Origin of the sequence: Roseisolibacter agri, assembly GCF_030159095.1 — a bacterium.
Lineage (GTDB): Bacteria > Gemmatimonadota > Gemmatimonadetes > Gemmatimonadales > Gemmatimonadaceae > Roseisolibacter > Roseisolibacter agri.
Genome location: NZ_BRXS01000011.1, coordinates 1 through 12,857 on the forward strand (window position 1 = coordinate 1; position 12,857 = coordinate 12,857).

Here is a 12,857-nt window from a genome sequence, read left to right on the forward strand (position 1 = left end):
TGTGCGGCTCCCCCCGGCTTATCGCAGCTTACCGCGCCCTTCATCGCCTCCGTGTGCCCAGGCATCCCCCACTGGCCTTCAGTCGCTTGACTACACCAACTCAGTCAACACGACACGCGCAGTAGATCAAAACACTAGGCTGATCCACAATAAATCGACACGCAATCTCGTCGCGCGCCACGAGCACCGAAGCACTCGCCGTCGCGCAATTGGATTCGCATCCCACGCGGCCAGCCGCTCTCGCGAGCCTCTGACCGCCCCTCGTCCGTCACTTGTCAATCAGCGTTGCGCCGGCGGCAACCGCCGTCGCATCCAGCCTCGTATAGTACTCTTTTGCGCCGCCTCTGTCAACCTTTTTTCGAGGCGTCCCCCGCGCCGCCAGCGGTGCCGAAGCGGTGCCGGTCAGCGAAGGGTCGGGTAATGTAGACGGCCCTGGAGGGAGGGTCAAGGCGTCCGAACACGCCTCCGCACGGCCCGTTCCCCCCAGAAAATGAGGCGCCGCCGAGCCCGCTCCCGGCGCGCCCCGCGCCGAGCGCATCCCTTGTCGCACCCCATCTATAAGAAGGAACGCGTCGGACCGAGTGCCGGCCGGTACCGGCGCCCACTGCGTCGGCGTACCATCCCCGCATGCCGACCACCACCGCCACGGCCACCGTGGCCGTCGTCTCCGCCCGCGGCGCCCAGCGCTGGGACGCGGGGCACCCCTGGATCTATCGCAGCGACCTCATCGAGCGGCCGGCCGACGCCCCCGGCATCGTCCGCGTTCGCGATCCGCGCGGCCGCCCCCTGGGCCAGGCACTCTGGAGCCCCGCCTCCGAGATCTCGCTCCGGCTCCTCACGCGCGAGGTCGACGCCGTGATCGACGCCGGCTGGTGGCACGACCGCCTCGGCACCGCCCTCGCGCGGCGCGCCCCCCTCGCGGCTCAGGCGAGCGCCTACCGCCTGGTCCACGGCGAGGGTGACGGCCTCCCCTCCCTGGTGGTCGATCGCTACGACCGCTGGCTGGTCGTCCAGCTGATGAGCGCGGGGCTGGAGCAGGCGCGCGGCCCGATCGTCGAGGCCCTGCGCGCGCTCACCGGGTGCGAGGGGATCCTCGCGCGCCACGACGCCGCGGTCCGCACGCGCGAGGGCCTGCCGCGCGAGACCGCGCTCCTGTTCGGCGACGTGCCGCAGGAGATCGAGGTCGCGGAGCATGGGGTGCGCTACCTCGCCGCTCCCTGGACCGGTCAGAAGACCGGCGCCTTCCTCGATCAGCGCGAGAACCGCGCGCTCGTCGGCCGCGTGGCGCGCGGACGCGCGCTCGACTGCTTCAGCTACCACGGCTCGTTCGCGCTGCACCTGGCGCGCGGTGCCGACGACGTGCTCGCGCTCGACGTCTCCGCGCACGCCCTCGAGCGCGCGCACGCCAACGCCGCGCGCAACGGCTACGCGAACCTCCGCACGCGCGAGGCGAACGCGTTCGAGTTCCTGCGCGAGGAGGAGCGCGCCGGCACGCGCTACGACACGATCGTGCTCGACCCGCCGGCGTTCGCGAAGACGCGCGGCGCGCTGCCGGGCGCGCTGCGCGGCTACAAGGACGTCAACCTGCGCGCGATGCGCCTGCTCGCGCCGGGCGGGCTGCTCTTCACGGCCAGCTGCAGCTACCACCTCACGAAGCCGCTCTTCCTCGAGATGCTCGAAGCGGCGGCGGCCGACAGCGGACGGCGCATGGCGCTGCGCGAGCTGCGTGGACAGCCGCTCGACCATCCCGAGCTGCTGACGGTGCCCGAGACCGGCTACATCAAGGGAGCACTGCTGGAGGCGATGGACTGAGCCGCGCGCGTGGCAGCGCCTAGCGGCGCTGGCAGCCGCCGCAGAAGTAGGTCGAGCGCCCCGCCTGCACGATGCGCCGGATCGTCGCGCCGCACCGCGTGCAGGGCTCGCCCTCGCGGCCGTACACGTGCATGCGCTCGAGCGCCTCGCCGTCCTGGTAACGGCCCGGCGTCTCGAGCGCATCGCGCATCACCGACCTGATCGCCGCCACCAGCCGCTCCGCGCGCGCGGGGCCGAGCGACGCCGCCGCGACGCGAGGATCGATGCGCGCCACCCAAAGCGCCTCGGCCGCGTAGATGTTGCCGACGCCCGCGACCACGCGCTGATCGAGCAGCGCCGGCTTGATGGCGGTGCGGCGCGTGCGCAGCGCGGCGCGCAGCGCGGCCGCGTCGAAGGCGTCGTCGAGCGCGTCGGGACCGAGCGCCGGCGCGGGCGCCTGCCCGGGCGCGTGCCACGTGATGCCGCCGAGCGCGCGCGGATCGACGAGCGCGACGCGCACGCCGTCGTCGAACGTGAGCACCACGCGCGCGTGCGGCGGCAGCGGCGCGTCCGCGCGACCCACGTCCCAGTCGCCCGTCATGCGGAAGTGCGCGTGCAGCGTGCTCCCGTCGTCGAGCGCGAGCGCCTGGTGCTTCCCCATCCGCGTGACGCCGACGATGCGCCGGCCGGTCAGCGCGGCCGCCACGTCGTCCGGGAGAGCGCGACGCGCGGCGGCATGCCGCGTGTGCGCGTCGCGGATGGTGCGGCCGACGACGGCGGCGCGCAGCGCGCGGACCGCGGCCTCGACCTCGGGCAGCTCGGGCATGCGACGTGGAAGCGGGTGGTGCGCGGATCCGTCGGTGGGCGGACGCGGCGGGCACCGTGACGGGATCGGCCAGACATGCATGCATCCGGCCTTGCACGCCCGGTCCCGCGCCCTAGGTTACGCGGGTCCCCCGCCATCCGTTCCCGCGCACCACCGCGCTCCGCATGCACGCCCCACGTTCACTCAAGCACGAATACGAGTTGTTCGTGGAGCGGGAGATCGAGGACTACAAGGACTCGATCCCGCGCAGCGCCATCCTCGCCATCGGCGACGAGGCGGTCGCCGCGCTGCGCGAACAGGCGCAGACGACGTTCACGGAGCTGGTGATCTGGGAGGAGGTGGACCGGATCATCGCGCGCCGCATCCGCCTGCCGAGCTACAGCACGTGGCGCCGCCGCCGGTTGAAGACGCTCGCCGAGCTGCGGAAGCCGGAGCGCTGGGGGCTGCACCCCAACAGCCCGCTCGCGCGCGAGGTCCGCGCGTCCGAGGGTGAGCACGTGCTGGTCGCCGGCATGGACGACGAGGGCGCCGCGATCTTCTCGGCCGCGCTGGGCTGCGCCGTGACCGCGATCGACGCCGCGCCCGACGCGGTGGAGCGCGTGATGGTGGCGGCCGAGCAGGCGGGGTTGATGACGCGGGTGCGCCCGCTCGTCGGCGACATCGCGGGGTGGGCGCCGGACGTCGCGCTGCGCCTGGTCGTCTGCTCGCCGCAGGCGTTCGAGGGGCTGGCTCCCGAGGAGCGGGAGCGCGCCATCGCGACGCTCCAGAGCGCGACGCTCGACGGCGGCGTCCACCTGGTCCAGACGATCGTGGCCGGCACCGCCGGCCCCACGCTCGAGGAGCTCCGGGCGCGCTACGCGGGCTGGGCGATCTCGGTGGAGAGCGAGTCGGCCACCGGGCCGACCTTCCTGGCGCGCAAGCAGGCCGAGCTCCACTGAGCCGGCGGGGCCCGTTGACAGGGCACGGGGGTGTCGCGTTTCGCGACACCCGTGCCGGCGGGGATGTGTCAGAGCGCGACATTCGCCCACGGCCGCGGCCCGGGCGATCTTAACAACTGCTTGCGAGGCAACGTCTTACGTGTGGGCGAATCCCCGGCACCGGCGCTGCCAGTAGTATGGGCGCCCGGGTGCCGGGCCCCTACGCAAGGAGTGCCTATGAAGCAGACGCGTCAGACCATAGAAGTGCAGGAGCCCCTCGGGATCGTGATCGCGGACGGCGCGCGCGCCGACGTGACGCCGCGATTCTTCGCGTTCGTCTGGGGCCCGGCCCCGGAGCCCGCGGTGGCCGAGGCCACGCCGGAGCCCCGCGCGGCCTGAGTCGCCATCGCGCGACCGGGCACGAGCCATCCTGAACGACGACGCCCCGCCGGCATGCCGGCGGGGCGTCGTCGTGTAGCGCCTACGAAAGTGCCCGACGCGTGCGATGCGCCGGGCGGAGCGACTCAGGCCGACTTCTTCGCGGCCGACTTGCGCGCCGTCGTCTTGCGGGTGGCCTTGCGCGCCGACGTCTTGCGCGCGCCGCCCTTCTTCGCCGCCGCGCGCTTGGTGCCGGCGCGCTTCGCGGTGGACTTCTTGGCGGCGGACTTGCGCGCCGTCGTCTTCTTCGCGCCGGTCGCCTTGCGCGCCGCGCCCTTCTTCGCCGCGCCGCGGGCGGCGGTCTTGCGCGTGCCGGCCTTCTTGGCGCTGGCGCGCTTCGCCGTCGACTTCTTCGCGGTGCCCTTCTTCGCCGCGCGCTTCGTGCCGCGCTTCGCGGCGCCCTTCTTGGCGGTCTTGGTAGCAGCCATGAGCTCTCCTGGTGCGGGTCGTTCCCGCGGTCCCCCGGTGGAACGCGGGCATCCCGACGGCGCGCGCACTCGGTGCGACGCGACGTCGAGACGGCGTGTGCCCGCGCGCGAGCGCGGCGGGCGAAGCTTCGGCGCGACGTCGGACGGCGGAGCTCCAGCCTCCGACGACGCGCGGTGTGTTGACGCGGGGTGCAGCGACTGCGACTGCGATGCGACTGCGACTTCGGTCGTGCGCCGTGCGACTGCGTGACGACAACGTGACGACTGCGGTGGGATGCGACGGGCGGCTCGTCGAGGAGCGCGGATCCGACACGCGCAACGGTGGTCCGACAGCGGGCCGTCGCGCAGCGCATCGCCGAATGGACGGTCGATGCGCGAAATGGTAACGTCGTGCGTACCATCTTCGTCGCGTTGCGCGAACTTAGAGGTCCCGCGCGGATCGCGCAATCCTCACGCACACCGTCGGATGCGTCGCGTCGCACGCGGCGACGCGCGCGCGCGGTGGCGCCCGCGCCGGACGCACGCTCGCCATCCACCCACCATCACCGCGGCGCCGTCGGCGATGCGCCGACGCGGCGCCGCAGCGGAGCAACGGACATGGATCTCGGACTGACGGGCCGCGTCGCGCTGGTCACCGGCGCCTCGAGCGGCCTCGGACTCGCGATCGCGCAGGAGCTGGCCGCGGAGGGCGCGGCGGTCGCAATGGTAGCACGTCGCACCGATCTCCTGCAGCGCGAGGCGGCCGCGCTGGTGGCGCGGACGCACCACCGCGTGCTGCCGCTGGCGGCGGACGTCACCGACGCCGACGCCACCGCGCGCGCGGTCGACGAGGCGGTGGCGACGCTCGGCCCGATCGACATCCTCGTCGCGAACGCCGGCGGCCCGCCGTCGACGACGTTCGCCACGACGACCGACGCGCAGTACCGCGCCGCGCTGGAGCTCAACCTGCTGGCGGCGATCCGGCTCGCGCAGCGCTGCGTGCCGCCGATGCGCGAGCGCCGGTGGGGCCGCGTGATCTTCCTGACGTCGATGGCCGCGAAGCAGCCGCAGCCCGGGCTCCTGCTCTCCAACATGGCGCGCGCGGGGCTGCTGGGCTTCGCGAAGACGCTGGCCACCGAGTGCGCGCCGGACGGCGTGCTGGTGAACACGGTGCTCCCCGGCCACTTCGAGACGGCGCGGGCGCGCGAGCTGGCCGAGATGCGCGCGGCCCGCGACGGGCGGCCGGTGGACGAGCTGCTCGCCGCGCGCACGCAGGCGATCCCCGTCGGGCGATCGGGTGCGCCGCGCGAGATGGCGGCGGTGGTCGCCTTCCTGGCGTCGGAGCGGGCGAGCTTCGTCACGGGGACCGCGCTGCAGGTCGACGGCGGCCAGATCGCGTCGCTGCTGTAGGTGATGGAGCGCGCGTCCCGAGCGCGGCGGCGGCCGCCGGGCTTCCCCTCCCGCCCACTCCCCGGCCACCTTTCGCGCGCGCCGACGGCTGCACCGAGCGGGCGCCCGACACACGAACCGAGTCCACACGGAGCGAGCGCTTGAAGGCGTTGGTGAAAGAGACGGCCGGCCCCGGCTTCGTCCTGCGCGAGGTGCCCGAGCCGAGCATCCGGGACGACGAAGTGCTCATCCAGGTGCGCCGCGCGGGCGTGTGCGGCACCGACGTCCACATCTACGAGTGGGACGACTGGGCGCGCGGCCGCTGTCGGCCGCCGTTCGTCGTCGGCCACGAGTTCGCCGGCGACGTCGTGCAGGTGGGCGCCCTGGTGGAGAACGTGAAGGTCGGCGACCGCGTCACGGCGGAAGGCCACATCGTCGACGGCATGTGCCTGCTGTGCCGCACCGGCAACGCGCACGTCTGCCCGCACACGAAGATCATCGGCGTCGACCGCGACGGCTGCTTCGCCGAGTACATCGCGATGCCGGCGACCAACGTGTGGCACCTGGACGCCAACGTCTCCTACGAGATCGGCGGCATCCACGACCCGATGGGCAACGCCTTCCACACGGCGCTGACGCACACCGAGATCCCCGGCGCCACCGTGCTCGTCACGGGCTGCGGCCCGATCGGCTGCTTCGCGGTCGGCATCTGCAAGGCGGCGGGCGCGTCGCGCATCATCGCCTCCGACGTGAACCCGAAGCGCCTCGAGCTGGCGCGGCGCATGGGCGCGCACGACACGGTGCATCCCTCCGAGGCCGCCACCGCGGTCGAGCGCGCGACGGGCGGCTACGGTGTGGACGTCGTGCTGGAGATGTCGGGCGTGCCGGCGGCGATCCACCAGGCGTTCGCGCTCGTGCGCGTCGGCGGCCGGGTGCAGATGCTCGGCATCCCCGCCAAGCCCATGGAGGTGAACTTCGCCTCCGAGGTGATCTTCAAGGGGATCACGATCTACGGCGTCGTGGGCCGCCGGATGTACGACACCTGGCACCAGATGACCCGCTTCCTGCGCTCGGGCGAGTTCGACCCGACGCCCGTGATCACGCACCGCTTCCCGCTCGAGGGCTTCGACGACGCGATCCACGCGATCAAGAGCGGCGAGGCGGGCAAGGTCGTGTTCGAGATCGCCTGACGCCCAGCCTCCGATGTACGAGAACGACCACGACGACATCCTGACCGCCGCCCGCGCGGGCGACACCGACGAGACGGCGGCGGTCCTCGCGATGGACAACCGCCTGACGCGCGTCACCGACGCCGAAGGGCGCACGCCGCTGCACCTGGCCGCCGCCGGCGGGCACCGCGAGACGGTGGAGCTGCTGCTGCACAACAACGCCGACCCGCAGGCGCGCGACCGCGCCGGCCAGACCGCGCTGGCGCTGGCCGAGCGCGCCGGGCACGCCGACGTCGCGGCCGCGCTCCGCGCCGCGGGCGCGTCCTGACCACCGCCGTCCCCACCATTCCGTGGCCCTCAACCCGACCTTCGTCCAGGACTTCGAGGCGCAGATCGCGCAGCTCAAGGCCGATCGCGTCTACAAGCGCCTGAACCACCTCGACTCGCCCCAGGGGCCGCGCGTGCGGATGGAGGGGCGCGGCGAGGTGGTGATCCTCTCGTCGAACAACTACCTCGGCCTCGCCGACGACCCGGCGGTCGTCGAGGCGGGGCACGAGGGGCTGCGCCGCTACGGCGCGGGCACGGCGAGCGTCCGCTTCATCTGCGGGACGTTCACCGTGCACCGCGAGCTGGAGACGGCGCTCGCCCGCTTCGTCGGCACGGAGGCGGCGCTGTCGTACGTCTCGGCGTGGAACGCCAACGAGGCGCTGACGGCGACGGTCGTCGAGGCGGGCGACTTCGTGATCTCGGACGAGCTGAATCACGCGTCGATCATCGACTCGATCCGGCTCGCGAAGGCGATCAAGAAGTGCACGACCGCCGTCTACAAGCACTCGGACCTGGACGACCTGCGCGCGAAGCTGCGCGCCAACCGCGACGCCAAGCGGAAGCTGATCTGGACCGACGGCGTGTTCTCGATGGAGGGCTCGATCGCGAAGCTGCCGGACATCCTGCAGATCGCCCGCGAGGAGAACGCGGTCGTGGTGATGGACGACTCGCACGCGACGGGCGTCCTCGGCAAGACGGGGCGCGGCACGGCGGAGCACTTCGGCGTGCTGGGCGAGGTGGACGTCATCACGTCGACGCTCGGCAAGGCGCTGGGCGGGGCGGCAGGCGGCTTCATCGCCGGGCCGGCGGCGCTGGTGGACATGATGACGCAGCGCTCGCGCCCGCAGCTGTTCTCGAACGCGCTGCCGCCGACGGTCGCCGCGAGCTCGCTGGCGGCGGTGGAGCTGACGGAGCGCGAGCCGGCGCGCGTGGAGACGCTGCGCGAGAACGCGCGCTACTTCCGCGAGCGCATCATCGAGGCGGGGTTCAAGCCGCTCGCGGGCGAGACGCCGATCATCCCGATCATCGTCGGCGAGACGGCGGCCGCGATCCAGATGAGCGATCTGCTGCTGGACGAGGGCGTGTTCGTGACCGGCTTCGGGTTCCCGGTGGTGCCGCAGGGACAGGCGCGCGTGCGCTGCCAGATCAGCGCGGCGCACACGCGGGACGATCTCGACTTCGCCGTCGCCGCGTTCAAGAAGGTCGGCGCGAAGCTCGGCATCATCTGAGAAACCGCGAAGCGCTGCGTGACGGACGCCGTCGCACCGGCCCCGAACGGCGAACGGCATTGCAAGGATGAAGTTCTGAAAGGATCGGATAACGACGGATGGCTCCGCGTCTGGCGACGTTCCTCGCCGCGACGCGCAGCCATCCGTCGTTGTCCGATCTTCTCAGCTTCCGATCCCTGCTGCGTTTCAGTTTGGGTCCGGAGCGGCGACGCGAGCCACGCGTGACGGAAAGGCAGGTCCCTCGCTCCGCTCGGGACGACACCGAAGGGGCGCGCTCAGTCTCGGAGCTCGACGCGGATGATGAGCCGCTGCCAGCTCTCCACGTCGTCGGAGTGGACCTTGTCGACGACGGCGCCGGCGCGACCGCCCGCGAGCATCCAGGGCGCCAGCCAGACGGCGATCTGGAGCGAGAGGTGGCCGATGACGTCGCCGCCCGGCGCGTGCACGTAGACGGCCGGGATGTCGGCGCCGGGCGGATCGGGCACGAGAATGAGGCGGTCGCCGGCGTGCAGCCGGTGGACGACCGCCGTGCGGTCGCCGAAGACGGTGCCGAGCACCGCGGTGCGGAAGGGCTCGCGGTACGGCGGGGCGGAGGGCATCGGCGCGGGGGGCTCCGGTGATCGGGTCGAGGGAGAGCGGGCGCGGCGTCGCCGGCCCGCGAGGGCGTCAACGCCCGTGCGCGACGAACGGTATACTGAGCGCCCACCTCGGACGGCCCGCCCGGCGCCGCCGGGCGCTCTCCTCTCGGACCGCGATGCCCCGCCCCATGTCCCCCCGCCCCACCCCCGCGCGCCGTCCCGGCGCCGCGCGCGTGCTCACCACGGCGCTCACCTCGGCGCTCACGACGGCGGCCGCCGCGTGCGTGTCGCTCGCCGCCCTGCCCGATGGGGCGACGGCGCAGGCCCGGCGCGCCGCGCCCGCCCCGCGCGCCACGTCGGTCGCCACGCCCAAGGCCCTGCTGGGGCTGGACGTCGGCGCGGACCGCGTGCTGGCGGACTGGGGACAGATCACGCGCTACTTCGCCTCGCTGCCCGGCGCGTCGCCGATGGTGAAGGTGGACACGCTCGGCCGCACCACCCAAGGGCTGCCGCTGATCGTCGCGACCATCTCCTCGCCCGAGAACATTCGCAATCTCGCGACCATCCGCCAGCGCCAGGCGCGACTCGCCGACCCGCGCGGCCTGTCGGCGGAGGAGCAGGCGCGGATCGTCGCGCAGCAGCCGGCGGTGGTGATGATCACCTGCAACATCCACGCGACCGAGATCGCGTCGTCGCAGATGGCGATGGAGCTCGCGCACCGGCTGGTCACCAACGACACGCTGCGCCGCTCGCTGGACGACGTCGTGCTGCTGCTGGTCCCGTCGCTCAATCCCGACGGCCAGCAGATGGTGACCGACTGGTACCGCAGGGGCGTCGGCACGCCGTACGAGGGCGGCCCGCTGCCGTGGCTGTACCACGCGTACGTCGGCCACGACAACAACCGCGACTGGTACATGGCCACCCAGGTGGAGACGCGCCTGGTGACGGACCTGCTCTACCGCCGCTGGTTCCCGGCCGTGTTCTACGACGTGCACCAGCAGGGCAACGAGGGGATGCGCCTCTCGATCCCGCCGCACGTCGACCCGATCAACCCGAACGTGGACCCGCTGATCGTGCGCGGGATCAACCACATCGGGATGGAGATGGCGCTCGCGCTCGAGGAGCGCGGGAAGACGGGCGTCGGCGACGGCGTGACCTACGACCTCTGGTGGCACGGCGGCGCGCGCTCGACGCCGACGCGGCACAACATGGTCGGCCTGCTGACCGAGGCCGCGAGCGTGCGCATCGCGACGCCGATCACGCAGAAGGTGGAGGACCTGCGCGGGCATCCGCGCGGACTGCCGCGCTACGAGCAGAAGGTCAACTTCCCGAGCCCGTGGATGGGCGGGACGTGGCGGCTGCGCGACATCATGGACTACGAGCTGATCGCGGCCGAGGCGCTGGTGCGCATGCTGAGCCAGCAGCGCGACCAGTACGTGCGCAACTTCGCGCAGCTCGGCCGCAAGCAGATCGCGGCCGGCGAGGCGGGCGGCCCGTGGGCGTACGTGATCCCCGCGACGCAGCGCGACCCCGGTGCCGCCGCGCGCCTGGTGGAGGTGCTGCGCATCGGCGGCGTGGAGGTGGAGCGCGCGACCGCGGCGTTCCAGGCGAACGGGAAGTCGTATCCGGCCGGCAGCCACGTCGTGAAGATGGCGCAGCCGTACCGCGCGCACGCGAAGGACCTGCTGGAGGTGCAGCGCTTCCCGAAGATGGAGCGCTTCCCCGGCGGCCCGCAGGAGCGGCCGTACGACGTCGCCGGCTGGACGCTGCCGTTCCAGTTCGGCGTGGCGGTGGACGAGGTCGCGCAGCGCTTCGACGCGCCGACGAGCATGGTGCGCGAGATCGACGTGACGACGCTGCGCGACCGCTGCGGCGCGACCGGCGGCGGCCAGTACCGCGTGCTGGACTCGCGCGACACGCGCAGCTACGCCATCGCGATGGCGGCGCTCGCGCGCGGCGTCCCGATGCGCATCGCGCAGGCGCCGGTGGCGCTGGGCGGCGGAGCGACCGCGGCCGCCGGCTCGTTCGTGCTGGAGCGCGCGGACGACGCGGCCACGCGCGCGTGCACGGAGGGCGGCACAGTGGCGACGCTGCCCGCGGGCCGCACCCTGCGCGCGGCACCGCGCGTCGGGCTGTACAAGCCGTGGACCGGCAACATGGACGAGGGGTGGACGCGCTGGGTGTTCGACCAGCACAAGGTCGCGTACACGAGCGTCACCGACTCGATCATGCGCGCGGGCAACCTGCGCGCGCGCTACGACGTGCTGGTGGTGTCGGACATGGCGCTGCGCGAGGCGGAGCGCGGGCTGGCCGCGAGCGCGGCGCCCGCGCAGTACACGGGCGGGCTGGGCGCGGCGGGCACCGCGGCGCTGAAGGCGTTCGTGGAGGCGGGCGGCACGCTGCTGCTGTTCGACCGCGCGTCCGAGCTCGCGAGCGGCCCGCTCGGCATCCCGGTGCGGCGCATCACGCCGAACGTCGGGCGCGGCGGCGAGGGCGGCGGCGGCGCGGACGCCGACACGGTGCGCGTCGGTGCGCCCGTGCGTGAGCAGCTGTACGCGCCCGGCTCGGTGCTGCGCACGCTCGTCGACACGTCGAGCCCGATCACCGCGGGCATGTCGGACACGACGGCGGTGTACTTCACCAACTCGACGACGCTGGACGTCTCGGGCGTGCCGGGGGCGCGCGTGCTGTCGCGCTATCCGGCGCGCGGGGAGGACATCCTGATGAGCGGCTTCCTCACGGGCGCGTCGCAGATCGCGGGCAAGACCGCGGCGGCCGAGGTGCCGCTGGGACAGGGGCGCGTCGTGATGTTCGGCTTCCGCCCGCAGTACCGCGGGCAGTCGATCGCGACGTTCAAGATGCTGTTCAACGCCATCCTGTCGTCGCCCGCGGCGGACGCGCGGCCGGCAACGTGACGGGTCCGGCGAGGCGCACAACGCTCGCGCTTTAATAGATGTGGGACGAGGGGCGCGGCGTGACGTGGACGCCGCGCCCCTCGTCGTTCGGGCGATTCCCGCGCGCCGTCCCGGATCGCCGGAGACGTCGCGCGCGGGCGTGCCACCCGCCTCGTCGGAGCCAGCATGTCTCGCTGCCCTTCCCCGCTCGCCCGCCTCGCGTCGGCCGTCGTGCTGCTCGCGACGTCCGCCGGCGTCCTCTCGGCGCAGATCCCGGCCGCCGACACCGCGCGGCGCGCCTTCGCCGACTCGTGGTTCTGGGGCGTGAAGGGCGGCGCCGCCCGCTTCGGCACCGTCACCGACGGCTACAAGATCGCGCCGCTGGCCGGCGCCGACTGGCTCATCACGCGCAGGCGCGCGGCGCTGCTGGTGAGCGCGGAGCAGTCGTTCTTCGAGCACACGTCCGCGGTGGCGGAGCCGGGCGTGCCCGGCATGGGCCGCGTCGTCGACCTGAAGGACGCGCGCCGCTACTCGGCGACGGTGCTCGCGGTGCCGGGCATGCTCGGTCCGGTGCGCCCGTACGCGGGCCTGGGCCTCGCCATCGACGTGATGCGCGACGCGTCGCCGCAGGGCGACTTCGAGAGCGCGTCGCACTGGGCGTCGGTGCAGGACGAGATCGACGACGGCTCGAGCAAGGCGTCGGTGCTGCTCGTCGCCGGCGGCCAGGTGCAGTTCGGCCGCGCCGCGGTGTTCCTGCAGGCCAACGCGACGCCCGCGCAGACGCGATCGCTGTGGAACCGCGGCGGCGTCGCGCAGCTCGAGGCGGGCTTCCGCTTCAACGTCGCGCCGTCGCGCGAGTACTGAGGCGCGCGTTCCCGCGCCGTCAGCACAC

Annotated in this window: 12 protein-coding genes and 1 rRNA gene; 9 read left to right on the forward strand and 4 right to left on the reverse strand. The window is 73.3% G+C overall.

Annotation, left to right across the window (positions count from 1 at the left end; genetic code table 11):
* A 23S ribosomal RNA gene (locus tag rosag_RS24820) occupies positions 1–92 on the reverse strand; the annotation flags it as partial.
* Between the two features lie 535 nt (positions 93–627).
* Here rosag_RS24820 and rosag_RS24825 point away from each other — a divergent pair.
* Positions 628–1,812: a class I SAM-dependent rRNA methyltransferase gene (locus rosag_RS24825; RefSeq protein WP_284352889.1), complete on the forward strand. Its 1,185-nt coding sequence runs from the start codon at positions 628–630 to the stop codon at positions 1,810–1,812.
* 19 nt (positions 1,813–1,831) lie between these two features.
* On the opposite strand, the gene mutM is transcribed toward rosag_RS24825, so the two are convergent.
* A complete protein-coding gene (gene mutM, locus rosag_RS24830; protein ID WP_284352890.1) occupies positions 1,832–2,617 on the reverse strand; it encodes a bifunctional DNA-formamidopyrimidine glycosylase/DNA-(apurinic or apyrimidinic site) lyase in 786 nt (261 codons plus the stop codon).
* A gap of 164 nt (positions 2,618–2,781) precedes the next feature.
* Here mutM and rosag_RS24835 point away from each other — a divergent pair, with 164 nt between their 5' ends.
* Both rosag_RS24835 and rosag_RS24840 read left to right on the forward strand, forming a co-directional pair.
* Positions 2,782–3,555, forward strand: a complete 774-nt coding sequence (locus tag rosag_RS24835; RefSeq protein WP_284352891.1) for an SAM-dependent methyltransferase — start codon at positions 2,782–2,784, stop codon at positions 3,553–3,555.
* A 216-nt stretch (positions 3,556–3,771) separates the two neighbouring features.
* Positions 3,772–3,933 (forward strand): hypothetical protein, encoded by a 162-nt coding sequence (locus rosag_RS24840; protein ID WP_284352892.1) that lies wholly within the window; start codon positions 3,772–3,774, stop codon positions 3,931–3,933.
* Between the two features lie 125 nt (positions 3,934–4,058).
* On the opposite strand, the gene rosag_RS24845 is transcribed toward rosag_RS24840, so the two are convergent.
* Complete coding sequence (locus rosag_RS24845; RefSeq protein ID WP_284352893.1) at positions 4,059–4,400, reverse strand: hypothetical protein; 342 nt, start codon at positions 4,398–4,400, stop codon at positions 4,059–4,061.
* 597 nt (positions 4,401–4,997) lie between these two features.
* On the opposite strand from rosag_RS24845, the gene rosag_RS24850 reads away from it, so the two are divergent.
* The 4 genes from rosag_RS24850 to rosag_RS24865 all read left to right on the forward strand — a co-directional run bounded on the left by rosag_RS24850 (position 4,998) and on the right by rosag_RS24865 (position 8,493).
* On the forward strand, positions 4,998–5,789 hold the full coding sequence (locus tag rosag_RS24850) for an SDR family oxidoreductase (RefSeq protein WP_284352894.1): 792 nt from the start codon (positions 4,998–5,000) through the stop codon (positions 5,787–5,789).
* A 152-nt stretch (positions 5,790–5,941) separates the two neighbouring features.
* Entirely contained in the window at positions 5,942–6,958 is a 1,017-nt protein-coding gene (tdh, locus tag rosag_RS24855; protein WP_284352895.1) for an L-threonine 3-dehydrogenase, read from the forward strand.
* Between the two features lie 13 nt (positions 6,959–6,971).
* Positions 6,972–7,265 (forward strand): ankyrin repeat domain-containing protein, encoded by a 294-nt coding sequence (locus rosag_RS24860; RefSeq protein WP_284352896.1) that lies wholly within the window; start codon positions 6,972–6,974, stop codon positions 7,263–7,265.
* Positions 7,266–7,287: 22 nt separating this feature from the next.
* Positions 7,288–8,493: a glycine C-acetyltransferase gene (locus tag rosag_RS24865; RefSeq protein ID WP_284352897.1), complete on the forward strand. Its 1,206-nt coding sequence runs from the start codon at positions 7,288–7,290 to the stop codon at positions 8,491–8,493.
* 275 nt (positions 8,494–8,768) lie between these two features.
* Here rosag_RS24865 and rosag_RS24870 read toward each other — a convergent pair whose 3' ends face one another.
* Positions 8,769–9,092: a hypothetical protein gene (locus tag rosag_RS24870; protein ID WP_284352898.1), complete on the reverse strand. Its 324-nt coding sequence runs from the start codon at positions 9,090–9,092 to the stop codon at positions 8,769–8,771.
* A 167-nt stretch (positions 9,093–9,259) separates the two neighbouring features.
* Between rosag_RS24870 and rosag_RS24875 the strand changes: the two genes are divergently transcribed.
* Positions 9,260–11,986, forward strand: coding sequence for a M14 family metallopeptidase (locus rosag_RS24875; protein ID WP_284352899.1), 2,727 nt, complete (start codon positions 9,260–9,262; stop codon positions 11,984–11,986).
* Between the two features lie 165 nt (positions 11,987–12,151).
* Complete coding sequence (locus rosag_RS24880) at positions 12,152–12,829, forward strand: hypothetical protein (protein WP_284352900.1); 678 nt, start codon at positions 12,152–12,154, stop codon at positions 12,827–12,829.
* Positions 12,830–12,857: the final 28 nt, after the last annotated feature.